Here is a 26,204-nt window from a genome sequence, read left to right on the forward strand (position 1 = left end):
TCGCGCGCCCCCAGCCCTCATACGCGCTCGATGATGGTGGCGGTGCCCATGCCGCCGCCGACGCAGAGCGTGGCGAGGCCGGTCGAAAGGTTGCGGCGCTCGAGCTCGTCGAGCAGCGTGCCCAGGATCATCGCGCCGGTGGCGCCCAGCGGATGGCCCATGGCGATCGCGCCGCCGTTCACGTTGATCTTGTCGTGCGGCATCTTGAGGATCTGCATGTAGCGCAGCACGACGGCGGCGAAGGCCTCGTTCAGCTCGAACAGGTCGATGTCGCCCACCGACATGCCGGCGCGCTTCAGCGCCTTCTCCGAGGCCGGCGCCGGGCCGGTCAGCATGATCGCCGGCTCCGACCCGATCGAGGCGAAGGAGCGGATGCGCGCGCGCGGCTTGAGGCCGGCCTTCTCGCCGAACTCCCTGGAACCCACCAGGATCGCGGCGGCGCCGTCGACGATGCCCGACGAGTTGCCGGCATGGTGCACGTGATTGATCTTCTCGACCTCGGGATAGCGCTGCTGCGCCACCGCGTTGAAGCCGGGCATCATCTCGCCCTGCATCTTGAAGCTGGGCTCCAGCGCGGCCAGCGTCTGCATGGTCGTGGTCGGACGCAGGAACTCGTCATGGGCCAGCAGCTCGATGCCGTTCTGGTCGCGCACCGGCACGATCGACTTCTTGAAGTAGCCGGCGTCCCAGGCGGCCTTGGCGCGCCTCTGCGACTCGACGGCATAGCTGTCGACGTCGTCGCGGCTCATGCCGTACTTGGTGGCGATCAGGTCGGCCGAAACGCCCTGCGGCACGAAATACATCGGGATCGCCACGGCCGGATCGACCGCCCAGGCGCCGCCGTCCGAGCCCATCGGCACGCGGCTCATGCTCTCGACGCCGCCGCCGATCGCGGCCTGGCTCTGGCCCGACATGACCTGCGCCGCCGCCATGTTGGTGGCTTCGAGGCCCGAGGCGCAGAAGCGGTTGACCTGCACGCCCGACACGGTCTCGGCATAGCCCGCCATCACCGACGCGGTGCGCGCGATGTCGGCGCCCTGCTCGCCGATCGGCATGACGCAGCCCAGCACGATGTCGTCGACCAGGTGCGTGTCGAGAGTGTTGCGGTCGCGCAGGGCCTGCAGCGCGGTGACGGCCAGGCGCACCGGCGTCACTTCATGGAGCGAGCCATCCTTGCGGCCCTTGCCGCGCGGGGTGCGGACGGCGTCGTAAATGTATGCGTCGGTCATGTCGGTCTCCTATTCGCTAGTTCAGATTACCCTTTGACCTCACCCTGAGGAGCCGCGCTTTGCGCGGCGTCTCGAAGGGTGGGAACCAGTCTTGATGTTGCCCATCCTTCGAGACGCCGCGCAAAGCGCGGCTCCTCAGGATGAGGTTAAGTGTCAGAGCGTCCGTCCAATGAGTTCCTTCATGATCTCGTTGGTGCCGCCGTAGATCTTCTGCACGCGGGCGTCGGCGTAGAGGCGGGCGATCGGGTACTCCCACATGTAGCCGTAGCCGCCGTGGAACTGCAGGCACTCGTCGATCAGCTCGCACTGCAGCTCGGTCGTCCAGTACTTGGCCATCGCCGCGGTCGCGACGTCGAGTTCGCCCTTGAGGTGCTTGGCCACGCAGTCATCGACGAAGACCCGCGCGATATGGGCCTTGGTCTTGAGTTCGGCGAGCTTGAAGCGCGTGTTCTGGAAATCGATGATCTGCTTTCCGAACGCCTTGCGCTCCTTCACATAGGCCAGCGTGTGCTCTAACGCCGCCTCGATCGCCGCCACCGCCTGGATGGCGATGACCAGCCGCTCCTGCGGCAGCTGCTGCATGAGCTGCACGAAGCCCATGCCCGGTCCACCCAGAAGATGGTCGGCCGGCACGCGCACGTCCTGGAAGAACAGTTCCGACGTGTCCTGCGCCTTCATGCCGATCTTCTCGAGATTGCGGCCGCGCTTGAAGCCCTCGGTGTTGGTCTCGACGGCGATGAGCGACGTGCCCTTGGCGCCGAGCGTGGGATCGGTCTTGGCGACCACGATCACCAGGTCGGCGAGCTGGCCGTTGGTGATGAAGGTCTTGGAGCCGTTGATGACCAGGTGGTTGCCATCCATGACGGCCGTGGTCTTCACCGCCTGCAGGTCCGACCCAGTGCCCGGCTCGGTCATGGCGATGGCCGTCACCAGCTCGCCGGCGCAGGCCTTGGGGATCCACTTCTTCTTCTGCTCCTCGGTGCCGTAATGGAGCAGGTAGGGAACCACGATGTCGTTGTGCAGCGAGAAGGCCGGCCCGGACGCCAGTGCCCGTCCCTGCTCCTCGATCATGATGGCGCTGTAGAGGAAATCCGCGCCGGCGCCGCCATAGGCCTCGGGCATCGTCATGCCTAAAAGCCCCTGCTCGCCCGCCTTGCGCCAGAGCTCGCGCGGCACAATCCCCTCCTCTTCCCACTTCATGTGGAACGGGGTCACTTCCTTCTCGAAGAAGCGCCGGCAGGTGTCACGGAACATCTGGTGTTCAGGCGTGTAATGCGCGGCCAAAGCGGTCACGAGCGTCGTCCTCCAACGATCAGTATGGTCAGTCTTCTTGAGAGGACTGTGAGCCGCCGGCGGTTCGTCCGCCAGCCCAAGGTAGGTAGTTTACCTTTACGTAAACGTCAACGGCGGTTAGGAGGGTGACGATGACCATCGAAAATGAAGACCAGCTCGAGAAGCTGCGCATCATCGGCAAGCTCGTCGCCCGCACGCTGGCTGCGATGGGCGAGGCGCTGGAGCCCGGCATGACGACCAGGGAACTGGACGATCTCGGCCGCGCCCTGCTGGAGAAGGAAGGCGCACGGTCGGCGCCGGAACTCACCTATGATTTTCCGGGCGCGACCTGCATTTCGGTGGGCCCCGACTGCGCCCACGGCATCCCGGACGACACGGTCATCAAGGCGGGCGACCTGATCAACATCGACGTCTCGGCCGAGCTGGACGGCTATTTCGGCGATACCGGCGCGAGCTTCGCCGTCCCGCCGACCAGCCCGCGCATCGAGCGCCTCTGCGAGGATGGAAGGCGCGCCATGTGGGCGGGCATCCGGGCCGTGAAGCCGGGCGCCCGGTTGAACGAGATCGGCCGGTCGATCGAGACCTTCGCGCAGAAGAACGGCTACAGCCTGATCCGCAATCTGGCGAGCCACGGCATCGGGCGGTCGCTGCACGACGAGCCGTCGGAAATCCCGACCTGGTACGAGAAGCACGACCGCCGGAAGATCACCGAAGGCCTCGTCTTCACGATTGAGCCCTTCCTGTCTCTGGGCGCGGATTACGTCGAAGAAATGGACGATGGCTGGACGCTGCGCCCGCCCCTGAACCAGGCCGCGGTGCAGTACGAGCACACGCTGGTCGCGACTCGCCGCGGGCCGCTGATCCTGACGCTCGCCTGAGCGGCGCCCGCTATTTGACGGTCGCTATTTGACGGTTGGACAGGGACGCGACGGCAGGCGCGAATCGCAGACGCTGACGCTCTCGATGTACTTCTTCATGGTCTCGAACCGCTCGGGCGACGGCACCGACCGCACGGCGCGCTGCACGACGTAGACGCTGTCGTTGCCCTTGATCGCCTTCACGATCGCGGTCTCGGGCTTGCCAGTCGACGCCAGCAGCGGACACCGCAGCAGCACCGAGGCGGCGTCATAGCCGTTCACCTTGCCGGTCGCGATCGGCGTGGCAGAGCTGCCCTTGCAGGAGCCTGCCCACTGTTGCTGCATCGCGCCGAGGAACGGTGCGGGTTGCAGATCCTTTCGGCTGAGGAACACTTGGACGGTGACCATCTCCGTCCAGTCCTGCACCGTCTCGCCGGCCGGGATGAACTCCTGCATGTTCATGCCGTTCTTCGAGTCCTTGAAGCCGAGCTTGAAGCCCTGCGGCATGCCCACGAGCAGGTTCTCGTTCTTGAGCGGCTGCGCCTGCAGCGCTCCGCCCGTCAGGCATACCAGCGCGGCCAGACCAACCGCCGTCCACTTGCTCCGCTTCGTCATCGGGTTCCCCTGCAAAGGCTGCAGGGGAGTGAACGGTGGTTGCACGACACTGTTCCCGACGATCGCTCTTCGACCGGCCCTATTCGACCGTGGTGGCGCTGAGGCCCAGCATCGCGCGGCGGCGCAGCCACTGGCTGGGGCGATAGCGGTCGTCGCCGGTGATCGCCTGGATCTGCACCAGGATCTCGTGGCACTCCTTGACGCCCATCCAGTCGGCCAGCGCCAGCGGCCCGCGCGGATAGTTGAGGCCGAGCGTCATCGCCGTGTCGACATCGGCCGCCGAAGCGATGCCGATCATGGCCATCTCGCAGCCCAGGTTGGCGATCATCGCGCACACACGCTGGGCGATGAAGCCGGGCGAGTCCTTGATCACCGTCACCTTGGTGCCGGACTTGGCGAGCAGCGCCACGGTGGCGTCGCGGATCGCCGGATCGAAGCCCGGCGCCATCATGATCGTGATGCGCTTGGACACGTCGCCGGTCAGGTCGACCGCCACGGTGCGCTTGGGGTCGAGGCCCAGCTCGATCGCCGTCGTGGTGCAGTCCTTGCCGATCGGCGCCACCAGGATCGGGCTCTTGCCGTCGTCGGCCGCCAGCATCTTGGCGCCGTCGGCACTCACCAGGCCCATCAGCTTGGTGTTGTGCGTGTCCATGATGACGACGCTCGACGCCGGCACGTGCGAGGTCGGATGATCGGCACCGGCGTCGATCTTCGCGCCCTTCTCGTCGTAGCCGTACCAGCCGCCGCCGGTCTTGCGGCCGAGCTTGCCCGCCGCATAGAGGCTCTCGTGATAGGGGCTCGGCGTCATGCGCCGGTCGTGGAAGAAGCCCTCGTAGATGATCTTGCGCGCCGGGAAGTTCACGTCGATGCCGGTTAGGTCCATCAGCTCGAACGGGCCCATGCGGAAGCCACAGGTATCGCGCATCACGGCGTCGACCTGCGACGGCGTCGCCCTTCCCTCCTGCATGATGCGCAGGCCTTCGGTGCCGATCGCGGTGCCGCCGAGATTGACCAGGAAGCCCGGCGTGTCGCCCACGACGACCGGCACGCGGGTCTGGCGCTTGCCCAGCGCGACCATGACGTCGACCACCCACTGCGCGGTGTCGGCGGCGCGGATGACCTCGACCAGCTTCATCAGCGGCACGGGATTGAAGTAGTGCATGCCGCAGACGCGGTCGCGATGCTTGAGCGCGCGCGCGATCGAGGCGATGCGGATCGACGAGGTGTTGGAGGCCAGGATGGCGTCGGGCGCGATCACCGCCTCGAGTTCGCCGAACAGCTTCTGCTTCACTTCGAGATTCTCGAACACCGCCTCGACGACGACGTGGCAGGCCTTCAGGTCCTCGATCTTCTCGGCGACGCCGAGATTGTCGTCGGCCTTCGCCAGGTCGGCATCGGTCAAACGGCCCTTGGCGACCAGACCCTTGAGCGTGTCGAGGATCGCCGCCCTGGCCTTCGCCGCACCACCGGGGGCCGCGTCATACATGATCGCCTTCATGCCGCCCTGCGCGGTGACCTGGGCGATGCCGCGGCCCATGGCGCCGGTTCCCACGACGCCAACGGTGAGATCGGGGCGGTTGATATCGAGAGTCATTCGTCTGTCCTTCTTGCCTTTGGAGCGCGCCACTCCAGTGGCGCATCTTCCCTTCACTCATGAGCGCCACTGGAGTGGCGCGCTCCTATGATTTGTTTGCGAACCCCGCGCCCTTCAGGCCGTCGTTGATTTCTTCCAGCACGACCGGATCCTCGATCGTGGCCGGCAGGGTCCATGGCTGGCTGTCGGCCATCTTCTGCATGGTGCCGCGCAGGATCTTGCCCGAGCGAGTCTTGGGCAGCCGCTGCACGACCAGCGCGCTCTTGAAGAAGGCGACCGGACCGATGCGGTCGCGCACCATCTGCACGACCTCAGCGGTGATCTCTTGCGGCGGCCGGTTGACGCCGGCCTTCAGCACCAGGAAGCCCAGCGGCACCTGCCCCTTCAGATCGTCGGCGATGCCGATCACCGCGCATTCGGCGACATCGTTGTGCGCGCCCAGCACTTCCTCGATCTGTCCGGTCGAGAGGCGATGACCGGCGACGTTGATCACGTCGTCCACGCGCGTCATCACCGAGACGTAGCCGTCCGGGTCGATGAAGCCGGCATCGCCGGTTTTGTAGTAGCCGGGGAACTCGCTCATGTAGCTCTGCTTGTAGCGCTCGTCGGCGTTCCACAGCGTCGGGAAGGTTCCCGGCGGCAAGGGCAGCTTGCCGGCCAGTGCGCCGACTTCGCCCGGCTTCATCGGATGGCCGTTCTCGTCGAGCACGTCGAGATGCCAGCCCGGCGACGGCACCGAGGTCGAGCCGAGCTTCACCGGCATCGGGTCGAGGCCCTGGAAGTTGCCGCAGATCGCCCAGCCGGTCTCGGTCTGCCACCAGTGATCGACCACCGGCACGCCTAAGAGCTTCTGCGCCCATTCGACGGTCGGCGGATCGCCGCGCTCGCCCGCCAGGAACAAGGTGCGGAAGTTCGAGAGGTCGTACTGCCCGAGAAGCTTGCCGTCGGGATCCTCGCGCTTGATCGCGCGGAAGGCCGTCGGCGCGGTGAACAGCGCCATCGCCTTGTGCTCGGAGATCACGCGCCAGAAGGCGCCGGCGTCGGGCGTGCCGACCGGCTTGCCCTCGTAGAGGATAGAGGTCGCGCCGTGGATCAGCGGCCCGTAGACGATGTAGCTGTGGCCCACGACCCAGCCCACGTCCGAGGCGCACCAGTACACTTCACCCGGCTCGACGCCGTAGAGGTTCTTCATCGACCAGGCGAGCGCCACGCAGTAGCCGCCGGTGTCGCGCACCACGCCCTTCGGCTGCCCGGTCGTGCCCGACGTGTAGAGGATGTAGAGTGGATCGGTGGCCTTCACCGGCACGCAAGGAGCGGGCTGCGCGGTGGCGAGCGCCTCGTTCCAGTCGAGGTCGCGCCCGGGCACCATCGTCGCGGCACATTGCGGCCGCTGCAGCAGGATGACCCGCGGCACCTTGTGCGTCGCCTGCTCGATCGCCTGGTCGACCAGCGGCTTGTAATGAACGATGCGCGACGGCTCGATGCCGCACGACGCGGTAAGGATCAGCTTCGGCGCGCAGTCGTCGATGCGGCTCGACAGTTCCTTGGCCGCGAAGCCGCCGAACACCACCGAATGGATCGCGCCCAGCCGCGCGCAGGCGAGCATCGCCATCACCGCTTCGGGGATCATCGGCATGTAGAGGATGACGCGATCGCCCTTGCCCACGCCCTGCGCCGCGATCATCCCGGCGATGCGCGCCACCTGGTCGCGCAACTCGCGATAGGTGAAGGTCTTCTTGGTATTGGTGAGCGGCGAATCGTAGATCAGCGCCGCCTGCTCGGCCCTATTTGTCCCACTGGCACCGTCGACATGGCGGTCGAGCGCATTGTGGCAGGCGTTGAGCTCGCCGCCCTCGAACCAGCGATAGAAAGGCGGCTTCGTCGCGTCGAGCACCTTGTCCCAGCGCTTCGTCCAGTCGATCGCCGCCGCCTGCTCGGCCCAGAATCCCTCGGGATCCTGGAGCGACCGCGCATGCAGCGCACGATATTTGTCGCCAACAGCCATGACCGGCATCCTTTGCGTTTCCGTCCCTGGCTTAGCCCCGGCCCCGGCCTGTCGCAATGTGGTTATGTGCGCCCGACTCTCAGGGAGGGGCCATCGCATGTGAGGTAAAGGTCCCTCACGACGTTCGGGATGACAGCGCTTGTTTGATCAGCGCACTGCGCCAAATCCCAACAAAATTGTCATCCCGAACGAAGTGAGGGACCTTTCACCTTCTTGGGAACGCCAACGATTCCGGCCCCTCCAGGCCATATGCGATAGCCCTGCCCCGCCGGGGCTCAGGCGAAGACGTCGGAAACGTAGCGCCCGTGCTCGTGCTCGACGGCCTCCACCCACTTCTGCGCGTCGGCCTCGCTGACGCCCGATGCCTCGCGATAGATTCGCACCAGCGTTTCGCGGACGCCCGGCGCCATGTGCTGCCCGTCGCCGCAGACGAAGACGCTGCCGCCCCGCTGGAACAGTTCCACGATGCGGGCGCGCTCTTCCCAGACCCGATGCTGCACGAATGAAATCTCGCCGCGCGGCTGCAGCGAAAAGGCAGGCAGCACCGTGACGACGCCCGCCGCCTCCCAGCGCTCGAGTTCGTCGCGATAGAGATAGTCGACGTGGGCATGGTTGGTGCCGAAGAACAGCAAGGCCGGCCCGACGTCCTGGCCGCCTTCCTTCTGCGCGGCGCGCTCCTGCAGGAAGCCGCGGAACGGCGCGATGCCCGAGCCGGCGCAGATCATAATGAGCGGAGTCCGGGGATCGGCCGGCGGATGGAAACGGGCATTTGACGGACGCACCGCGAGCGAGATGCGGTCGCCCGGCTGCAGATGCGCCAGGTAGGACGAGGCCACGCCGCGGAAGGTGCCGGTTCCCGAATAGGCCGGCGCGTCGACCACGGCGACGGTCAGAGTGACATGATCGGGCTTCCACAGCGGCGACGAGGAGATCGAGTACTGCCGCGCCCGCATGGGCGGTAGCATGTCGAGATAAGGACCGAAGCCCAGCGCACAAGACTGGAAGCGGTCGAGCAGATCGAGGACGCTGCACCGCGGCTTGAGCACCGATGTGGCGTAAGCCTCGCCCGCCATGGCCTCAAGCTCGGCCTGCTCGGGCGGACAGGGCGTTGCCGCGGCAAGCGCGGCCACCTGGGCGCGAGTCGCGGGCTGCGCCAGTTCCACGTAGTTGGAGAGCAGCTCGCCGCAGCTGACCGTACGGCCGATCGGCAGGCTGGCCGCGCCATCACGCCGAAGGACGACGAGGGTGTCGCGCGCCAGACCGAAGCGACGCAGCACGCGATCGACCAGCTCCTGCGGGTTCGTCGCCAGAACGGCCAGATAGTCGCCCGCCCGATACGTCATCCCGCCCGGCAGCGAGAATTCTAGATGCCGCTTCGAGCGCGCGTTGGGCGCACTCATGTCCACCAGTTCGCGGTTCTCGACCACGCTGCCGCGTTGCAGATCGCCCAGCCGCAACGCGCCCTCGCGACCGTCCTTGACGTACTCGACCTGCAGACCGGATGCCGCCGGCGCGGCGGCGGCGTCCTTGCCCAGCGCCTCGCGCAGCCGCGGCAGGAAGCCCGCCCACCATTCGTCGAAGGCGCCGAAGAAGTCGCCACCGGAATCTGTCTCGCCGCGCTCGGCGAGCCGCCTGGCGCCGGCCCGGGCGAGAGCGGCATCGACCCGCTTGGGGATCGCCTGATAGGTGCGCGCCCATTGCCGATTGCCGCAGCCGAACACCGCGAAGCGCGCGCCGGTCAGCGCGCCCTCCTGCAGGGCTTCGACAGCGGAGACGAACTGGCGGGCATTGTCGGGCGGCTGGCCTTCGTAGGACGCCGTGACCACGACGATCGCGCCCTCGCGCGGCAGGTTGGCTGCATAGTCGTCCATCGCCGCCACGGTCGGCGCGAAGCCATTGGCCGGCGCCTCGTCGGCGATGCGGTTGGCGAAGGCCTCCGACGAGCCGGTATTGCTGCCATAGAGGATCAGCAGCGGCGTGGCAGCCGCATCCGAGGCGGGGCGGTGTGCGGGCTGCGGCGTCAGCGCCTTCTGCGGCGTCGATGGCACGGCACTGCGCCGCAGCGAGGTCCCCGTCCGGCGCGCCCGCGCACGGATGCGCAGCCCCTCGGGCTTGAGCGTCAGCGTCTCATGGATCTTCAGCGTGTAGGACGGATCGTCGAGCACGAAATCGAAGCGCTGCAGCATCAGGATGAGCACGAGCTGGGCTTCCTGCATGGCAAAGGGCCGGCCGATGCAGGCCCGCGCGCCATTGCCAAAGGGCTTCCAGGCATTCGGCGGCAACTGGCTGGCATTCTCGGGCGCGAAGCGCTCGGGCCTGAAGGCCTCCACGTCGTCGCCCCAGACCTTGGGGTCGCGATGCAGCATCGGCTCCAGGACCATCACGATGTCCTTGGTCGTGAGCGGGTACTTGCCGGCCAGCACCGTGTCCTTGTGCGGGCTGACGGAGAACACCGAGGCGGTCGGCCAGATGCGCAGCGCCTCCATCAGGATCTGCTCGATGTAGCGCAGCTGCGCGAGATGCTCGACCCGCGGTGTCTCCTCGCCCAGCACCTCGTCGACGAGGGCCCGTGCCTTCTGCAGCACGTCGGGATTCTTGAGCAGCAGATAGGTCGCGAAGGACAGAAGCCCGCTCGTGGTCTCGTGGCCGGCGATCAGGAAGGTGATCATCTGATAGCCGATGTTCTCGTCGCTCAGCTTCTCGCTGGTGACGGGATCGACGCCGTTGAGCATCAGATTGAGCAGGTCGTTCTTCTCGTTGCCCTTCGGATCGCGCCGGCGCTCGGCGATGAGGTCGCGCGCGACCTTGTCCATCATCTCCTTGTCGACCTGGAACTGGCGCGCCTTGGACAGCATGAGGCTGCTCAGCAGCTTCGGCCGCCGCGCGCGGTTCGAGGCTTCCTGCAGCGTTCCCACCATGGCGGACACGAAGGGATGCATGTCGTCCTGGTAGAAGCTGTTGAAGCGGTAGTCGAAGGCACAGAGAGCGATCGTGTCGAGCGTGAGCCGCGTCATGTTGTCGGCGACCTCGATGACGGCGCTCGGGCCGAACCGCTCCCAGCGCACGAACATCTGGTCGGCGATGTCGAGCATCCTGTCGAACATGCCGCGGATGGCGATCGGCCCGAAGGCCGGGACCAGGATGCGATGCGCCTTGGCCCAGTTGGGCTCGTGGCCATAGGCGGTGAACAGCCCGTCGCCGGCAACCGCCCGGATCTCCTTCAACGCCCCCTGGATACGCTTGCCGAACCGCGTCTCGTCGCACAGTTCGTTGACCAGCTCCTGTGAACTCGCGACATGGACGTCGTGATCCATGATCGTGAGCTTGAAGAACGGCCCGTAGGTGCGGGCGAGCGCCATCAGGCTCTGGATCGGGCAGCCGCCCTGCAGTTCCGTGAGGTTGCCGACGATCGGCTTGAGGGGCGGTTGGGGAACCGGCTCATTCAGCGACATGATGTGATGCCTTCAGACAAAGTTGGAGTTCCCAAGACCGCAGGGCCGACGACGCGACTGGCATAAAATGGCCTGTCCCCTCAAACCTTGTCGACGTATTCCTGTGCTGAACTGCGGGAGCGGAGAATTTCGATGCGTAGACATTTCCTGGCATTGCTGATGGCAGGCGGCGCGACGGCCTTGCTGCCGGAGGGGGCCCGCGCCCAGGGCTGGATGGAATACAAGCCCGAGGGCGGGCGTTTCCGGGTCGACCTGCCGGCGCTGCCGAAGATCGCCATCGTCCAGGTGCCGATCGGCAACGGAAACACCGTGCCGATGACGGAAGCGACCTCGGTCGTCTCGCGGGTCGCCTACATCGCTTCCTATGTCGACTATCCGCCCGCCATCACGAAAGGCGCCGCCGCCGACGTGATCCTGACCAAGGTCCGCGACGGCGCGGCGGCCGGCGGCTCCTACCGAGACGAGAAGAAGCTGCAGTTGGGCCGGGTCGAGGGCCGCGAATACACGGTCGTCCAGGGCAACGGCAACGTCGCCGTCACCCGCACCTACTGGGCGCGCGGTCGCCTGTTCTCGCTCGTGGTGGACGGCAAGGCCGGCATCGAGACCCAGCCCGCGACCCGCCAGTTCCTCGACTCCTTCGCGCTGGTCCAATAGGCGGCGCGCCAACGGGTCTGTCGCCCCTCCCCGCTTCCCGCTATCCTCTCGGCAACAAAGTGTTCCTGGGAGGGAACGATGGTCGGTCGCCGTGAGGTGACGCTGGGCGGGCTTGCCGCGCTGGCGTCGACGCGTGTGCTTGCTCAATCGACGAACTGGCCCGCCAAGCCGATCCGCCTGATCGTGCCCTACGGGCCGGGCGGCTCGGCCGACCAGGTGGCGCGCCTCTATGCCGAGAAGATGAGCGCATCGCTCGGCCAGCAGATCATCGTGGAGGACAAGCCCGGCGCTTCGGGCGGCGTCGGCGCACAGATGGTCGCGACGGCACCGGCCGATGGCTACACGCTGCTGCTGTCGCCGACCGCGATCATGGCCATCACGCCGGCCGCGCGGAAGGTGCCCTACAATCCGGACGACCTCGTGGCCGTCGCCCGCCTTTCGACCCCGATCCTGGTCGTCACCCTCACCAATGCGCTGGGCGCCCGGAGCTGGGTCGAGTTCGTGGCGCTGGCGAAAGCCAACCCGGGCAAATACTGGTTCGGCTCCTCCGGCCTCGGCACCATCACCCATCTCACCGGCGAAGTGCTGACGCGGGCCGCCGGCATCCAGATGCAGCACTCGCCCTACAAGACCATCGTGGATGCCACCGGCGACGTGTTCGACGGCCGCATCCAGATGGTCTTCGATCCCTCCTTCGTGCCCTACGCCAAGGCCGGCAAGGTATTCGCCGCTTTCGTCGATCAGCCGGCGCGCCTGCCCGACCTGCCGAACACACCCACCGCGACGGAGATCGGCCTCGATCTCAAGGGCTTCCGGGCCCGCAGCTGGTTCGGTCTCTTCGCGCCGAAGGGCACACCGGAGCCCATCCTGAAACGCCTGTCGGATGCGGCGGCGCAGGCGGCTGCCTTACCGGACATGAAGGAGAAATTGCTGCTGGTGGCGCAGAACGTAGAACATCAATCCAACGTCGACTTCGCGCGGCAGGTGCGTGAAGACCAGATCTATTTCGCGCAGCTGCTGAAAGACCTGGATATCAAGCTGGAATAGGCGAGCCGCCCTGTGAGAGAGTGCCGCCGCACAGGGAGTCGAACGGAAAGAACCATGGCCAAGCGCAAGACGGGAAAAGGCAGTAGCAAGTCGAAGGCGCCGGCCAAGCGCAAGGTCGCCGCCAAGACGAAGAAGATCGTCCGGCCGGCCGCCAAGGTCGCGCCCAGGAAGGCTCCAGCGCCGAAGAAGGTCATCGCCCCCAAGAAGGTTGTCGCTCCAAAGAAGGCCGTCGCCCCGAAGAAGGCCCCTGCATCCCGGAAGGTCGCCGCTCCCAAGCCGCTCGGGCGTCCCGGCCTGCGTCGCTCGGTCAAGAGCCGCACCTCCGTGACCCGCCTCGCCGCGCCGCGCCCCGTGTCCCACAAGACCGCCCTCGCCGCGCAGAACATCTACGAGCGCGACCTCGACAGGACGCCTGCGAATTATGCGGCGCTGACCCCGCTGCAGTTCATCGAGCGCACCGCCAGCGTCTATCCCGATCATGTCGCGTTGATCCACGGCCAGCGCCGCCAGACCTGGGCCGAGACCTATGCACGCTGCCGGCGCCTCGCCTCGGCGCTGGTCAAGGTCGGCATCGGAGTCGGCGACACGGTGGCGATCATGGCGCCCAACATTCCCGAGATGTACGAGGCGCATTTCGGCGTCCCGATGACCGGCGGCGTGCTCAATTCGCTCAACACCCGCCTCGACGCGGCGATGGTCGCCTTCATCATCGACCATAGCGAGACCAAGGTGCTGCTGGTCGACCGCGAGTATCATCGCGTCGTCACCGAGGCGCTGGCGATCGCCAAGACCCAGCCGCTGGTCGTCGACATCGACGATCCCGAATGCGAGGACCGTGCGCAGATCGGCGACACGACCTGGGAGGAATTCATCGCCGACGGCGATCCCGATTTCGCCTGGTCCTATCCGTCGGACGAGTGGAACGCGATCACTCTGAACTACACGTCGGGCACGACCGGCAATCCCAAGGGCGTCGTCTACAGCCATCGCGGCGCAACGCTCTCGTCCTACGGCAACGCCACGCAATGGCCGATCGGCCTGCACCCGGTCTATCTCTGGACCCTGCCGATGTTCCACTGCAACGGCTGGTGCTTCCCGTGGACGCTGGCGCTGGTGGCCGGCACCTCGGTGTGCCTCCGCCGCCCCGCGGCCAAGCCGATCTTCGACGCGCTGGCCGACAACGATGTGAGCCACATGTGCGGCGCGCCGATCATCATGCAGCTCATCATCGGCGCGACCGAAGCCGAGCGCCGGCCGCTTAGCCGCAAGGTCGAGTTCATGACCGCGGCCTCCCCGCCCCCCGCCGCCGTGCTCGAGGCGCTCGAAAAGCAGAACTTCCGGGTGACCCACGTCTATGGCCTGACCGAGGTCTATGGCCCGGCCACGATCTGCTCGTGGCACCAGGAATGGGATGCGCTGCCCGCCCACGATCGCGCGCGGCTGAAGGCCCGCCAGGGCGTGCGCTACGCGGCCCAGGACGGCGTCACGGTGATGGATCCCAAGACCATGAAGGAGGTGCCGCACGACGGCGCCACGATGGGCGAGGTCATGTTCCGCGGCAACATCACCATGAAGGGCTATCTCAAGAACCCGACGGCGACGCGCGACGCCTTCGCGGGCGGCTGGTTCCATTCCGGCGATCTCGGCGTGATGCACGAAGACGGCTATATCGAGCTGCGCGACCGTTCCAAGGACATCATCATCTCCGGCGGCGAGAACATCTCGACCATCGAGGTCGAGGGCGTGATCATCGCCCATCCTGATGTCGCCAACGCCGCCGTGGTCGCCAAGCCCGACGAGAAATGGGGCGAGACGCCTTGCGCCTTCGTGATGCTGAAGCCCGGCGCCACCGCCAGCGCCGAAGACATCATCGCCCACTGCCGCGCCAACCTGGCCGGCTACAAGTGCCCGCGCCATGTGGTGTTCCGCGACCTGCCGATGACCTCGACCGGCAAGGTGCAGAAGTACGTCCTGCGCGAATGGGCGAAGGCCGCCTAGCGCGGTACGTGGCCAAACTGACGCGGCCGCTGGCGTAACGACCGCAAACCATCGCGCCGCCATAATCGCCGGGCTAGGTTCCCTACCCCATGCCCGGCGAAGCAACGCTCATCGTGACGACCCGCAGCGGCGTACGCCCCCTGGGCGTGCGCGGCGAGCCGTTGCACAACGCCGCGCCGCAATTGCGCCGTGTCGTGCGCCGCCGGCTGGGCGACGAAGCCGCCGACCTGCTGGCCGATCCACAGCTCCATGAGAACGACCAGGGCATCGACTGGTACGCCGGCTGGTCCGGTCCGGTCCGCGCCGTTACCGACCTCCCGCCCGCCGAGCGTGACGCCGTGCTGGCGGGAATCGAACGAACGCTGGCGGAGATCCGCAGGCTGGGCGACCTGCTCGCCGGCCATGGCCCCAAGGAAGAGACCGGCGTCGTCGGCCTGTCGTTGAAACTCGCGGCGCGCGCGCCCTCACCCGCCTTCGTCTTCCTGGTCGGCGACCGGCCCGTCATTGTCGCCTGGGGCTACGAGAAGGAAGCGGCCAGTGCGCTGCTGCCGCTCGCCCTGCCCCGGGTGCCCGACGCCCGCGTGGCCAGTGTGCAGCCGCTGCAACGCCGGCCGGTGCTGGAAGCGGCCCAGAGGACGCCGGTGTCCGCCCTGCCCGCCGTCATCCCGGCGGCCGGGGTGCCCTGGTGGCGCACGCTCGCCGCTGCCCTGCCGCTCCTCCTGCTTCTTCTGGCGGGCGCGTGGCTGCTGCGCGGCCTGCTGCCCGTCCCGCCCGATGTCGCCCTTGTGACGCGCGAAGGGCCGCCTGCACCGCCGGCGCCCGAGGCACCGCCCGACACAGTGCCGGCGCTGAAGGCCGCCTTCTCCGCCGAGCAGTCGCGCGCGCGCGCGCTGAAGGTCGAGCTTGGCCTGGCCGAAGCGGAACTGAAGCGGCGGATCGCCGACTGCAAGCCGCCCGAACCGCCCAAGCCGCCCCAGGTCGCGGTCGCGCCGCCGCCGCCGCCCGCTCCCGCCCCGGCACCGCCGAAGGTGGCACCGCCGAAACCAGCGCCCGCGCCCCCTCCGCAGCCGCGCAATCCGGCCGACAATCGCCTGCGCCTGCCCAATGCGCCGACCAACGACTATTCCTTCATGCAGGGTTGCTGGCGTACCGATCCGTTCCGCCACGAAGCGCTGCAGCTGGAGCCCGGCCGCTCGTCCTACTGCTTCGATGCCAGCGGCGCGGGCCAGCTCGAATGGCGCCGCGGCCGCACCGCCTGCCGCACGCGTGCCCAGGCGCGGTTCGAGGGCCCGGTACTGCGGCTGCGGGATTCCGATTCGACCTGCAACGACGGCTCGCGCTGGTTCGCCGACCAGCTCGTCTGCCAGCGCGGCGCCGACAACGTAGCGATCTGCAGTGGCCAATCCCGCAATGCCTACGGCGCACCCGTGACCTGGTCGGTCAACCTGCAAGATAAACTGACCCGCCTAATGGACGGCTGAGGTAAACTCGGTTCCGGCACCGTGGCGGCTCCCCTAGAGTGCGGGCCGTTCCTCTTCATCCGGTAGCTTCAGTGTCCCTTTCCGCGCGCGTGACGTGGCGCAGTTTCCAGGCCGGCGCCTTGCGAATGATCCTGCCCGGCCTGGCGTCCCTTCCGTTCGGCATCGGCTTCGGCGTCGCCGCCGCCCAGAAGGGCCTCAGCGCCTTCGAGACGACCTTGATGAGCTTCACCGTGATGGCCGGCACCAGCCAGATGGTGGCGCTCGACATCTGGGCCCAGCCGCTGCCGCTGATGGCGCTGGCCGTGTCGGTGTTCGTGGCCAATCTCCGTTACTTCGTCATGGGCGCGGCGCTGCAGCCGCATCTGCCCCACCTGCCCTGGTGGCTACAGCCGCCCGTCTGGTACGTGACGGTCGATCAGAACTGGGCCGTCAACATCGCGGAGTATCGCCGCGGCCACGGCGATCTCGGCAAGTTCCTGGGCGGCGGCTTCGTCATGGCCTGGATCTGGTCGGGGTCGACATTGGCCGGTCATCTCGCGGCCGGCGGAATCCTGTCCGATCCCACCATGGCGCGACGACTGGGCCTCGATTTCGTGGGCGTCGCGGTATTCGTCGTGGTGGCCACCATCCTGTTCCGTGGCAAGCGGGACATCGCTCCCTGGGCGGTGGCGATTGTAGCGGCGCTCGCCGCCAAGTGGGCGATTGGTGGCAACTGGTACATCGTGATCGGTGGACTCGCGGGCGGCGTTTTCGGCGCGCTGAGAGACCTCAGGAGCGGCCATGTCCGCCAGTCCTGAGAATCTCGTCGCGATCTTCGTAATGGCGCTCGCCGCCATGGCTGCCAAGGGCGGTGGCTTTATCGCCATGCGCTGGCTCGGCCGCCACCGCTTCGTGAACGCGCTGCTCGACCACGCGCCCGGCGCGGTTCTGGTCTCGGCGGCCGTCGTTCCGCTCACGCAGAGCGGCGGCGCCTTCATCGTCGGCGCGGTGGTCGGCGCCGTCCTGACCCGAACGGTCGGCGGGTTCACCGCCGGCCTGTTCGGCGCTGTCGGCGCCGTGGCGCTGGCCCGGTGGGCGGGCGTCGCCTGAGGACTAGTGGGAGGTTGGCTCGGTGAGCCGGACGATCTCGTCCTTGATCAGGAGCTTGCGCTTCTTGAGGCTGCAGAGCGCGTCGTCGTTGGGAAGCGGCCTCGTCGTCTCTTGATGGATCGCCTGCTCGAGAGTCGCGTGCTTGGTCTTGAGAGCTTCGATGTGGTCCACGGTGCTCATAGTCGGATACCTCCGAGTTTGTTAACGGGACGATGGAAGTCTGACTCTGACATTGGGTCGAGTCACGTCTAATCAACCCGTAAACGAACGGTCACCCGAAGAATGTGAATAACCCGACGGCAGTGTTGAACCATTGGTTCAAGCCGCGAGGCCGACGGCCTCCGCGACTTCCGCCGGCGCGAACACGGGAAACGTCGCGCGCATCAAGGCGGCCACGGACCGGCGATCTGCCTCGTCCGGTTTCACGCCCAGGCACACCGCATAGACGCCGAGATTGCCGACCGCCGCCTGCAGCCGTTTCTCCAGCGAGCGCTCCCGGTCGGCGGGCGGTGAATGCAGGCTCGCCAGCTTGAGCTGCTCGGCATGCTCGGCCGCCAGCTCCGCATCGGCGACCCGACGGCGGACGGCATCGACGGTTTCAGGCAAGGCGCCAGGCCAGACCTTGTCCTTCAGTCGGCGACGCATCTCACGCAGCGGCCTGACGACCTCGGATTGCCAGGCATCGCTGGCGGCCAGGATGGCGCGCAACCGCTCGGCGCTCAGGGTCGGCCGGCCCGAAGCCCCCAGCCAGCAGCAGAACAGCAGGATGTTGACGTCGCAGCCGCGCCGCTCCTGCAGGTCGAGGCAGGCCTCGGCCACGCCCTCGCCGGCATAGAGTTCGAGCGAGAAGTTCCAGAATGGATGGGGGAGGAAATCCGACACGTAGGCTCGCCGCTTGTCTTGCTGGGAAACTTTGGGCACTTTCCTTTGGATGGGCTCCGGGGTACACGGCCGGGAGCGACGTGGCTAGCTGCCTGGACGAGTGCGCCCCGCATGAATGACCTGACGTCGTCGGACCCGCCGGACGCCCAGACCATCAAGGCCAAACTTGAGGCCCTGAAGAGCGAGCATCGCGACCTCGACGAGGTGATCGATCGCCTGATCGAGAAGCCGCCCTTCGACCAGCTCCAGCTCCAGCGCCTGAAGAAGCGCAAGCTCGGTCTGAAGGACCAGATACTGCGGCTGGAAAGCCAGCTCATTCCCGATATCATCGCCTGAGAAGAGTCATGGCCAAGAAAACCAGCAAGCGCCCGGCCGCCAAGCCGGTGGTCGGCGTCATCATGGGCAGCCAGTCCGACTGGTCGACCATGCGGCATGCCACGGAGACTCTGGAGGCGCTCGGCGTCCCCTTCGAGGCGCGCATCATTTCCGCGCACCGGACACCGAAGCGGATGATGGATTACGCGTCGGGCGCAAAAGGACGCGGCCTGAAGGTCATCATCGCCGGTGCCGGGGGTGCGGCCCACCTGCCCGGCATGACCGCCGCAATGACACCGCTGCCCGTCCTCGGCGTTCCGGTCGAAAGCGCCGCCCTCAAGGGTCAGGACAGTCTTCTTTCCATTGTCCAGATGCCGGCCGGCATTCCCGTCGGCACCTTGGCCATTGGACGCGCCGGATCGATCAATGCCGCCCTTCTTGCGGCCTCCATCGTTGGTCTTGGCGACGCCAAGATTATGGCGTCGCTGGAAGCCTGGCGCACCCGCCAATCGCTGGCCGTCGCCAAGATCCCGACCGACGACGCCCCGGCCCACCGCTGATGCCGGCCTCCCGACCTCTGCCGCCGGGATCGACCATCGGCATCCTGGGCGGCGGCCAGTTGGGCCGCATGACCGCCCTGGCCGCCGCACGCCTGGGCTACCCCTGCATCGTCTACGCCCCTGACGACCATCCGGTGGCCGCCCAGGTCTGCGCCGGGCATGTCCGCGGAGCCTATGACGACGCTGAGGCCCTCGCCCGCTTCGCCGCCCAGGTGGACGTCGTCACCTACGAATTCGAGAACGTGCCCGAGGGCGCCGTCCTGGAATGCGAGAAGCTGAAGCCGGTGCGGCCGGGCGTGAAGCCGATCCACTTCGCCCAGCACCGGCTCCGCGAGAAGGACTTCCTGCGCAAGCTGGGCATCGGCACGGCCAACTATCAGCCGATCCGCTCCGAGGCCGACGTTGCGGCGGCCACTGCCCTGCCCGGCATCCTGAAGACCTGCACCGAGGGCTATGACGGCAAGGGCCAGGCCCGCGTCGCCGACCGGGCCGAACTCTCAGCCGCCTGGGCCAGGCTTGGCCGACGCGAGTGCATCCTCGAGGCGATGGTCGATTTCGAGTGCGAGGTCTCGGCCATCGTCGCCCGTGGACAGGACGGCGCCACGCGCTGCTTCCCCATCGGCATCAACGGCCATCGCGACGGTATCCTGCGCACGACGAAGGTCCCCTCTGGACTGCCGGCAAAGACCCTGGCGACCGCGGAGCGCTTCGGCGTCCAACTCGCCCAGGGCCTCGATCTGGTCGGTCTGGTGGCGCTGGAGATGTTCGTGACGAAGGACGGGCGGGTGCTGGCCAACGAGATGGCGCCGCGGCCGCACAATTCGGGTCACTGGACGATGGACGCCTGCGCCACCAGCCAGTTCGAGCAGCTCGTGCGCACCATCTGCGGGCTGCCGCTGGGCTCGGTCGAGGTGCTGGCGCCGTCGCGCATGGAGAACCTGATCGGCGACGAGGCCGACGACTGGCAGCGCTACCTGGCGGAGCCGACGGCGCGGCTGCATCTGTACGGCAAGGCGGAGGCCCGCCCCGGCCGCAAGATGGGCCACGTCACCTACGTGCTGCCGGCCGCGCGCCCGGACGCTTCGGGCCCGTCCACGACTTGACCTGGCCCTTCAGCTTCTCGAACTTCATCACGTCGTCGATGCGGCGGTCGAGGAAGGCCCAGGTGGCCTCTGCGCCGGGCGACCGGTCGTTCAGCCAGTAGAGCAGCGTCGAGGAATAGACGCCCGCCAGAGTGGCGCGCTTGGTGTAGAAATTGAAGTCGGTGCTGGTGTCGCCGGCCGCGTACCACATGGCGTCGACCGTCCTGTAGAGCAGCTTCAGCGCCAGCCCGGCATTGAGCGGAAGGGACAGCGTCGACAGCGCCCGCCGCGCCGCTTCGCGCGGACCGGCATGCCGCTCCAGCCGGATGCGGACGGCGCCCTTGATCCGATCGCGGATCTTGAGGGTCGTGATTCCTTCCTTCTCCATGTCCTCGACGGTACGCTGGTCGGCGCGCTCGCTGACATAGGTCAGCGCCTGGAGCGGCCCGCCCGGGAACAGCCGGTCGGCCTCGCCCGCCGGCAGGTCGAGCGCCCGGCCACTGGCGGCCAGGGCGGCCCGCGTCCAGCCATCGAAGGCCGCTTCGGCCATGAACTCGTCCGCCAGCCGGTCCCGCAAGGCGGCGTCGGGGTCGATTTCCGGTGAATTCGGGGTATTTTGCTCGGTCATCTGTGGAATATAGGCCCCAATCGGGGGGTTCCCAAGGGTATCCGCCTGTGATACCTACCCGGCCTCTGGAATTCAGGCCCCGGGACATTCGTGGGCCAAGCCGCATTGGAAGGAAGCGATCGAAGTGCAGGTTCTCGTTCGTGAAAACAACGTCGATCAGGCGCTGCGCGTCCTGAAGAAGAAGATGCAGCGCGAGGGCATCTTCCGCGAGATGAAGCTCCGCCGCAACTACGAGAAGCCGTCCGAGCGCCGCGCCCGTGAGCGCGCCGAGGCCATCCGCCGCACCCGCAAGCTGATGCGCAAGCGCATGGAGCGCGAGGGCTACTAGTCCTCCCCTCCTCGCACGAGACGACAACCCCCGGCATCCCCGGGGGTTTTTGTTTGGGCAGTCGCTACGGGCAGCGCCGATAGATTGCCGTCGGCCCTCCCATGCCCCAGCCCAATCCATAGAAGGCCAAGGTGTCGTGTGGCGGCTCGATATACTGGATGTGCGCCACTTCACCCTGGGCCTTCCAGCGCAGCGTCTGCCGGCCACTCACTTCGTGAGTGTAGAAGGCGATCTCGGCGGGTCGGCCTTCGCCCATCGTCACCGTCGTCGGCGTCACGACCAGCCGCTGCGACGGGACCGAACATTTCCCGTCCTTGGCCCAAGTGCCCATCATCTCCTGAGCCGCGGGCTGGGCCGCAGCTTGCGAGCACCACATAACGCTGGCGACGAGGGCGATGGCCCGACGCATCATTGTCCGAGCAACTCCATGAGAGCGACCTCGAGTTCGGCGACATCGGTCACGACGGCATCGGGTGTTTCGGCCGCCGAGCGCGGACGTTGACGACGCCAGCGCCCCGATCGGAACTGAATGGTCCTCATGCCGGCCGCCTTGGCGGGCGTGATGTCGGCATCGATCCGGTCGCCGACCAGGATGCATTCGGCCGGCGGGACGTCGTGATCGCCCGTGAGCAGTTCCGCGATCCCTGCCCGCTCCAGGCGCTCCCAGCGCGGCTCGCGTGCTTCGAGTACGAGTCCGCGTGCCTTCAGGCGATTCAGCAGGTCCTCGATGCCAGGCCGAAGTTGGAAGGCATCGAGCTGCCCCGTCATGGCCTCGACCCGCCGCGTCACACGCGTCACCGTCGCGGGCTCGCCGCCACAGAGCGTCTCGATCATGTGAAGCGTGACATCGGGCGCGAAGGCAGCCACCGCCTGCTCGGACGCCTCCTCGACCATCGCGGGATCGACGCGGATGCCTTCCATCCCGCAGGCCGAGGCGATGGCGCCGTCGAGCGCCATCTCCCAGGCGAATTCGAGATCGACCGCGCCGCCGATATCGAAGATGACGGCGCGATAGGCCGATTTCCTGACACTCATCGAATCCGACATTCCCACGGCTCGGTCCTGATGGGGGTATCGTATCGTCCGGGAAGAACCGTCCAGAGACAATCCCAACGCTCTTGCTCCTGCAGGCGCGCCATCTCCGGGTCGACCGGTTTGCCGTCCTCCCACGTACCTTCGAACCGCCGACCATCACGCGTCACGAACACACCCGCCCCCTGCGGAACCCCGTCGATCCAGTTGCCCTTGAACTCACCCTGCCGCCCCTTTGCGCTCCCGTCGCCCGTCAGCCTGCCCGCGCGCCACTGCCCCTCCCACTGCCAACCACCCGGCATCGTCAGCATCCCGTTGGCCCACTCGCCCAGCTTCCAGGTTCCCCGGTACTGCCGCTCGTCAGGAAATGTCACCATCCCCTCCAGCAAGACGCCGTCCTTCCAAAGGCCGTCGTATCGGATCTCGTATTTTATAAGCTGGCCCAGTCCCCATGTGGTCCCGTATTCCGTACGCTCGCCGCGCCCCGTGATTCGCCCACCCTCCATTCGCCCCGAATAGCGAACAACCCTCTTTCCATCACGGAACCACTCGAGAGTGCCGTAGCCTTCGGCACGCCCGTCGACACAGGGCCCCGTCCAAACCGCATGCATCCGTCTCCACGGACTGCCAGAATTCCTTCTCGGCCACCAATTGCCCGCATACGGATTGCGCACTTCGCATTGATCGGCGGCCTCGACCCAACGCGGCGGCCCCAGGAAGAAAGGCATCGTGAAAACAGCAACAAACAGGATCAATCCAACGACGATCAGAAGCACGGGGACCGGCGACCAATGGGAGAAGACCCCATAGCTCGTTTGCGGTCGCAATTCCGGATCGTAGGTCCCCCACCGTCGAATCCCGTCGTTGAGAAGCTCGATCAGGTTCGGCCGCGAAACATGCAGATCGTCGGAGTAGATCGGATACCAGTTCGGGCACTTGCTGGAACCTGGCGAAACCCGGAGCCCCTTATTGCCATAGAAGCGGGCATGAAACGATTGCGGATCGACAAGCTGCAACGCGACGCTCTCGTCACCCCCGATGGTAGCGGCATGAGCGCCCTTGATATCGGACCATTGGATAAGGTGCAGCGCGCGCCCGCGAAGGACCTTGACCCCTTCCCTGGACACCACGACGGCACCCGGTCGCCAAATCGCCACTTCCATCCCATGCCAGAGGCCGAATATCGCGATGGCGATGAGCATCGCGCCATAAACGTAAGCCGCGATCGGATGGGTCGCCACTGAAGTCGACCAGAGGATGCAGCCAAGGCCCCCAAAGAAGACGCCGGCACCGGCTACCTTCCATCCGACGCTCGCCTTGCGGCGAATGACGACCGGCTCGCTCGGATCGCGCCGGGCTCCCTCTCCGGGGGGTGCGGCGATCACCGGTTTCGACATCTCGCCGTCCCGACATAGGCGAACCCGTCGCCGAATCGCCTCGATGCGGCATCCCACAGGCATTCCCATTTTTCCTGAGCCTGGAGACGAGCCACTTCGGGATCGACGGGTTTGCCGTGACGCCACTTTCCCTCGAAGCGGCGGCCATCGTGAGTTACGAAAACACCGCTCCCTTCAGGCACCCCCTCGGTCCAGTTACCCTCGTACTGGCCATGCGGTCCCCGCGCGATGCCTTTGCCCGTGAGTTGCCCTTCGTACCAGCGCTCTTCCAGACGGTACCCACCTGGCGCCGTCAGCACGCCCCTGATCCAGCGTCCCCTGTCCCATCTGCCGCTGTATCGCCGACCATCGGGATAGGTCGCAACACCTTCCCGCAGCTCGCCATCGTTCCACACGCCGTCGTAGCGGACCCCGTTCTCGGTCCACTCTCCGCGTCCAGTTACCCGGCCCTTCTCCATCTGCCCCGAGAAGCGCACGCTCAACCTCCCGTCGCTGAACCATTCCAGGACACCCAAACCTTGAGCGCGACCATCGACGCAAGGGCCCGACCAAGTGGCGGTCAGCTTGGCTCTCCTCCATTGCTTGCCGCTGTACGGATTGCGCACGTCGCACTGATTGCCCGCGTCGACCCAGCGTGGCGCCGCCAGGAGGACAAAGGGCGCCGTCAACAGGGCGACGATCAGGATCACTGCCACGGCGGAGGGCACCCGGAGTGGCGACCGGTCGAAGACGAGCCAATAGCTCCTCTCTGGCCGCGGATCGGGATTGGCTGTCCCCCATCTACGGATCCCGTCATCGACAAGCTCGAGCAGTTTCAGTCGCACGATGTCCAGTTCGCCGGAAAAGATCGGATAATAGGTGAGGTGTGTCCCAGCATCGCGCCTGAGCCACCGACGCTTACTGCTCTCGAGGCGAGCATAGAAGGAGCGTGGATCGACGAGTTGCAGCGCCACGATCTCGAAGCTTACCCGCCCGCTCCCCATGGTGGCGGTATGCGCCCCCCTGATATCGGACCACCGCACGAGGTCCGTCGAATCCCTGCCAAACACCGTGATCCCTTCGCTGGAAATCACGAGGACGATCGGGCGCCGGATCGCATCCTTTATCCCATTCCAGAGTCCGAGTGCCGCGCCGCCGATGAAAATCGCGCCGTAGGCATACGCGCCGAGCGGATCCGTCGAGACGGTAGACCACCACAAGAGGGCACCGAAGCCTGCAATCACGAAGGCTGTGGCGATTCCCTTCCAACCGAGCATCGCCTTCTGGCGAACAGCGATCGGTTCGGTCGGGTCGGGCCGAGGTTCCTCTGCCGGTGTTGCGGAGATCACCGGTTTCGACATCTCGCCGTTCCGACACCGCTAGAGCGGTCTCCGAATCGCCTTGAGGCGCTATCCCACAGGCAATCCCATTTTTCCTTCTCCTGGAGGCGAGCTACCTCCGGATCGACGGGCCGACCATCACGCCACTGTCCTTCAAACCGCCGGCCATCGCTTGTCACGAAAACGCCCGTGCCTTCAGGAACACCATTGGTCCAATTGCCTTCGTACTGCCCCTGAGGTCCGCGAGCGACGCCCTTGCGCGTAAGTTGCCCTCGATACCAGTGGTCTTCCAGGCGGTAGCCGCCTGGCGCCGTCAGTACACCTCTCGTCCAGTCTCCGCTGTCCCACTTGCCGCCGTATCGCCGGCCGTCGGGATACATCGCGACTCCTTCGCGCAGGTCGCCGTCCTTCCACGTGCCTTCGTAGCGAATTTGGCTTTCGGTCAACTCCCCGCGCCCCGTGATCCGGCCTCCTTCCATTTGCCCCGAATAGCGCACAGTCAAAACGCCATCGCGAAACCATTCGAGGACACCCAAACCTTGAGCGCGGCCATCGACGCACGGTCCCGTCCAGGTGACGGTCGTCGTTTTCGCGCGTCTCCACTCCCGACCGCCGTACCGATTGCGCACTTCGCAATTCTCAGCCGCTTCGACCCAGCGCGGCGGACTGAGAAGGGCGAAGGGTGCGGCAAAAAGGGCAACGAAGAGTACCAAGCCTATCGCGAACGGCGCTCGCCCCGGCAAGCGCGTAAACAGAGCTTGAAAGTTCGCTTCGGGCGACGGATCGGGATCGGCCGTCCCCCACCGGCGGATCGCCTCGTTGACGGCCAGGAGCATCTGCTCCGGCTCCATGTCGAGTCCGGTGGACGCGAGCGCGTAGTATTTGGGGCGCAGTCCCGTATCTGGACCGAGCCAACGTGGCTTGTCGGCATCCAGCCGGGCATAGAAGGATCGAGGATCGACCAGTTCCAAAGCGACGATCGGCACGCTTACCCGTTGACTGCTCTCGACCGCGGCATGGGCCCCTTTGATATCGGACCACAGGATGAAATCGGGAGAGCGCCCCCGGTAGGCCGTGATCCCCTTGTCGGAGATCTGGATCGCAAAAGGCACCGGCCGGATCAGATTCCTGACGGCGAGACAAAGACCCAACGCACCAGTCGCGACGACAATGAAGCCGTATAAGTGGGCCGCCGCCGGGTGCGTCGGGACGAACGAATGCCACAGCCACCAGCCAAGTGCCGCGAACCCGATGGCCATCGCGATGGCGATCGTCCCGCTCACGAACCGCGAGCCGAACGGCATCTTCTGATGAATGGTGATTGTCTCGGACGGGGAAGGCCTGGCC

Annotated in this window: 25 protein-coding genes; 11 read left to right on the forward strand and 14 right to left on the reverse strand. The window is 66.6% G+C overall.

Annotated features, from left to right (window positions below):
- Window positions 1-17: 17 nt before the first annotated feature.
- A complete protein-coding gene (locus ACQY78_RS05040) occupies window positions 18-1,229 on the reverse strand; it encodes an acetyl-CoA C-acetyltransferase (RefSeq protein ID WP_428683356.1) in 1,212 nt (403 codons plus the stop codon).
- A gap of 153 nt (window positions 1,230-1,382) precedes the next feature.
- Window positions 1,383-2,522 carry an acyl-CoA dehydrogenase family protein gene (locus ACQY78_RS05045; RefSeq protein WP_428683358.1) on the reverse strand — a complete coding sequence of 380 codons (1,140 nt, stop codon included), beginning with the start codon at window positions 2,520-2,522 and terminating at the stop codon, window positions 1,383-1,385.
- A 131-nt stretch (window positions 2,523-2,653) separates the two neighbouring features.
- Between ACQY78_RS05045 and map the strand changes: the two genes are divergently transcribed.
- Window positions 2,654-3,400 carry a type I methionyl aminopeptidase gene (gene map / locus ACQY78_RS05050; RefSeq protein ID WP_428683360.1) on the forward strand — a complete coding sequence of 249 codons (747 nt, stop codon included), beginning with the start codon at window positions 2,654-2,656 and terminating at the stop codon, window positions 3,398-3,400.
- Between the two features lie 24 nt (window positions 3,401-3,424).
- Here map and ACQY78_RS05055 read toward each other — a convergent pair whose 3' ends face one another.
- The 4 genes from ACQY78_RS05055 to ACQY78_RS05070 all read right to left on the reverse strand — a co-directional run bounded on the left by ACQY78_RS05055 (window position 3,425) and on the right by ACQY78_RS05070 (window position 11,045).
- Window positions 3,425-3,994 carry a hypothetical protein gene (locus ACQY78_RS05055; RefSeq protein ID WP_428683362.1) on the reverse strand — a complete coding sequence of 190 codons (570 nt, stop codon included), beginning with the start codon at window positions 3,992-3,994 and terminating at the stop codon, window positions 3,425-3,427.
- 79 nt (window positions 3,995-4,073) lie between these two features.
- Window positions 4,074-5,588, reverse strand: coding sequence for a 3-hydroxyacyl-CoA dehydrogenase (locus ACQY78_RS05060; protein ID WP_428683364.1), 1,515 nt, complete (start codon window positions 5,586-5,588; stop codon window positions 4,074-4,076).
- Window positions 5,589-5,673: 85 nt separating this feature from the next.
- Window positions 5,674-7,593 (reverse strand): propionyl-CoA synthetase, encoded by a 1,920-nt coding sequence (locus tag ACQY78_RS05065; protein WP_428683366.1) that lies wholly within the window; start codon window positions 7,591-7,593, stop codon window positions 5,674-5,676.
- Window positions 7,594-7,868: 275 nt separating this feature from the next.
- The gene (locus ACQY78_RS05070; RefSeq protein ID WP_428683368.1) at window positions 7,869-11,045 is read right to left on the reverse strand and encodes a bifunctional cytochrome P450/NADPH--P450 reductase; all 3,177 of its coding nucleotides are present in this window, start codon (window positions 11,043-11,045) and stop codon (window positions 7,869-7,871) included.
- A gap of 132 nt (window positions 11,046-11,177) precedes the next feature.
- On the opposite strand from ACQY78_RS05070, the gene ACQY78_RS05075 reads away from it, so the two are divergent.
- The 6 genes from ACQY78_RS05075 (at window position 11,178) to ACQY78_RS05100 (ending at window position 17,314) form a co-directional block, all read left to right on the forward strand.
- A complete protein-coding gene (locus tag ACQY78_RS05075; protein WP_428683370.1) occupies window positions 11,178-11,699 on the forward strand; it encodes a hypothetical protein in 522 nt (173 codons plus the stop codon).
- A gap of 78 nt (window positions 11,700-11,777) precedes the next feature.
- Window positions 11,778-12,746 carry a Bug family tripartite tricarboxylate transporter substrate binding protein gene (locus tag ACQY78_RS05080; protein WP_428683372.1) on the forward strand — a complete coding sequence of 323 codons (969 nt, stop codon included), beginning with the start codon at window positions 11,778-11,780 and terminating at the stop codon, window positions 12,744-12,746.
- Between the two features lie 54 nt (window positions 12,747-12,800).
- Window positions 12,801-14,744, forward strand: a complete 1,944-nt coding sequence (locus ACQY78_RS05085; RefSeq protein ID WP_428683374.1) for an AMP-binding protein — start codon at window positions 12,801-12,803, stop codon at window positions 14,742-14,744.
- Window positions 14,745-14,833: 89 nt separating this feature from the next.
- Window positions 14,834-16,225: an SrfA family protein gene (locus ACQY78_RS05090; RefSeq protein WP_428683376.1), complete on the forward strand. Its 1,392-nt coding sequence runs from the start codon at window positions 14,834-14,836 to the stop codon at window positions 16,223-16,225.
- 71 nt (window positions 16,226-16,296) lie between these two features.
- Window positions 16,297-17,022, forward strand: a complete 726-nt coding sequence (locus ACQY78_RS05095; RefSeq protein ID WP_428683378.1) for an AzlC family ABC transporter permease — start codon at window positions 16,297-16,299, stop codon at window positions 17,020-17,022.
- Complete coding sequence (locus ACQY78_RS05100) at window positions 17,006-17,314, forward strand: hypothetical protein (protein WP_428683380.1); 309 nt, start codon at window positions 17,006-17,008, stop codon at window positions 17,312-17,314. Before ACQY78_RS05095 ends, ACQY78_RS05100 begins: the two co-directional genes overlap by 17 nt.
- A 3-nt stretch (window positions 17,315-17,317) precedes the next feature.
- Here ACQY78_RS05100 and ACQY78_RS05105 read toward each other — a convergent pair whose 3' ends face one another.
- Together ACQY78_RS05105 and ACQY78_RS05110 are read right to left on the reverse strand one after the other, a co-directional pair.
- A complete protein-coding gene (locus tag ACQY78_RS05105; RefSeq protein ID WP_428683382.1) occupies window positions 17,318-17,494 on the reverse strand; it encodes a YdcH family protein in 177 nt (58 codons plus the stop codon).
- Between the two features lie 138 nt (window positions 17,495-17,632).
- Window positions 17,633-18,196 carry a TIGR02444 family protein gene (locus ACQY78_RS05110; RefSeq protein WP_428683384.1) on the reverse strand — a complete coding sequence of 188 codons (564 nt, stop codon included), beginning with the start codon at window positions 18,194-18,196 and terminating at the stop codon, window positions 17,633-17,635.
- Between the two features lie 111 nt (window positions 18,197-18,307).
- On the opposite strand from ACQY78_RS05110, the gene ACQY78_RS05115 reads away from it, so the two are divergent.
- Genes ACQY78_RS05115 through ACQY78_RS05125 form a run of 3 tightly spaced genes read left to right on the forward strand, consistent with a single transcriptional unit; the run spans window position 18,308 to window position 20,174 of the window.
- Window positions 18,308-18,532, forward strand: coding sequence for a YdcH family protein (locus ACQY78_RS05115; protein WP_428683386.1), 225 nt, complete (start codon window positions 18,308-18,310; stop codon window positions 18,530-18,532).
- Between the two features lie 8 nt (window positions 18,533-18,540).
- Complete coding sequence (gene purE, locus ACQY78_RS05120) at window positions 18,541-19,071, forward strand: 5-(carboxyamino)imidazole ribonucleotide mutase (protein WP_428683388.1); 531 nt, start codon at window positions 18,541-18,543, stop codon at window positions 19,069-19,071.
- On the forward strand, window positions 19,071-20,174 hold the full coding sequence (locus ACQY78_RS05125; RefSeq protein WP_428683390.1) for a 5-(carboxyamino)imidazole ribonucleotide synthase: 1,104 nt from the start codon (window positions 19,071-19,073) through the stop codon (window positions 20,172-20,174). Before purE ends, ACQY78_RS05125 begins: the two co-directional genes overlap by 1 nt.
- On the opposite strand, the gene ACQY78_RS05130 is transcribed toward ACQY78_RS05125, so the two are convergent.
- On the reverse strand, window positions 20,119-20,781 hold the full coding sequence (locus ACQY78_RS05130; protein ID WP_428683391.1) for a COQ9 family protein: 663 nt from the start codon (window positions 20,779-20,781) through the stop codon (window positions 20,119-20,121). The two genes, ACQY78_RS05125 and ACQY78_RS05130, sit on opposite strands and share 56 nt — an antisense overlap.
- 124 nt (window positions 20,782-20,905) lie before the next feature.
- Between ACQY78_RS05130 and rpsU the strand changes: the two genes are divergently transcribed.
- Window positions 20,906-21,109 (forward strand): 30S ribosomal protein S21, encoded by a 204-nt coding sequence (gene rpsU / locus ACQY78_RS05135; RefSeq protein WP_020696578.1) that lies wholly within the window; start codon window positions 20,906-20,908, stop codon window positions 21,107-21,109.
- 64 nt (window positions 21,110-21,173) lie between these two features.
- Here the strand turns inward: rpsU and ACQY78_RS05140 are convergent, their stop codons facing one another.
- The 5 genes from ACQY78_RS05140 to ACQY78_RS05160 are packed head-to-tail and all read right to left on the reverse strand — an operon-like array spanning window position 21,174 to window position 26,161.
- Window positions 21,174-21,521: a hypothetical protein gene (locus ACQY78_RS05140; RefSeq protein WP_428683392.1), complete on the reverse strand. Its 348-nt coding sequence runs from the start codon at window positions 21,519-21,521 to the stop codon at window positions 21,174-21,176.
- The gene (locus ACQY78_RS05145; protein ID WP_428683394.1) at window positions 21,518-22,144 is read right to left on the reverse strand and encodes an HAD family hydrolase; all 627 of its coding nucleotides are present in this window, start codon (window positions 22,142-22,144) and stop codon (window positions 21,518-21,520) included. Before ACQY78_RS05145 ends, ACQY78_RS05140 begins: the two co-directional genes overlap by 4 nt.
- Window positions 22,141-23,538: a hypothetical protein gene (locus ACQY78_RS05150; protein ID WP_428683396.1), complete on the reverse strand. Its 1,398-nt coding sequence runs from the start codon at window positions 23,536-23,538 to the stop codon at window positions 22,141-22,143. Before ACQY78_RS05150 ends, ACQY78_RS05145 begins: the two co-directional genes overlap by 4 nt.
- A complete protein-coding gene (locus ACQY78_RS05155) occupies window positions 23,523-24,878 on the reverse strand; it encodes a hypothetical protein (protein WP_428683398.1) in 1,356 nt (451 codons plus the stop codon). Before ACQY78_RS05155 ends, ACQY78_RS05150 begins: the two co-directional genes overlap by 16 nt.
- Window positions 24,863-26,161, reverse strand: coding sequence for a hypothetical protein (locus tag ACQY78_RS05160; RefSeq protein ID WP_428683400.1), 1,299 nt, complete (start codon window positions 26,159-26,161; stop codon window positions 24,863-24,865). The genes ACQY78_RS05155 and ACQY78_RS05160 overlap by 16 nt, the downstream gene beginning before the upstream one ends.
- Between the last annotated feature and the right edge of the window lie 43 nt (window positions 26,162-26,204).

Origin of the sequence: Reyranella sp., assembly GCF_965279625.1 — a bacterium.
Taxonomy (GTDB): domain Bacteria; phylum Pseudomonadota; class Alphaproteobacteria; order Reyranellales; family Reyranellaceae; genus Reyranella.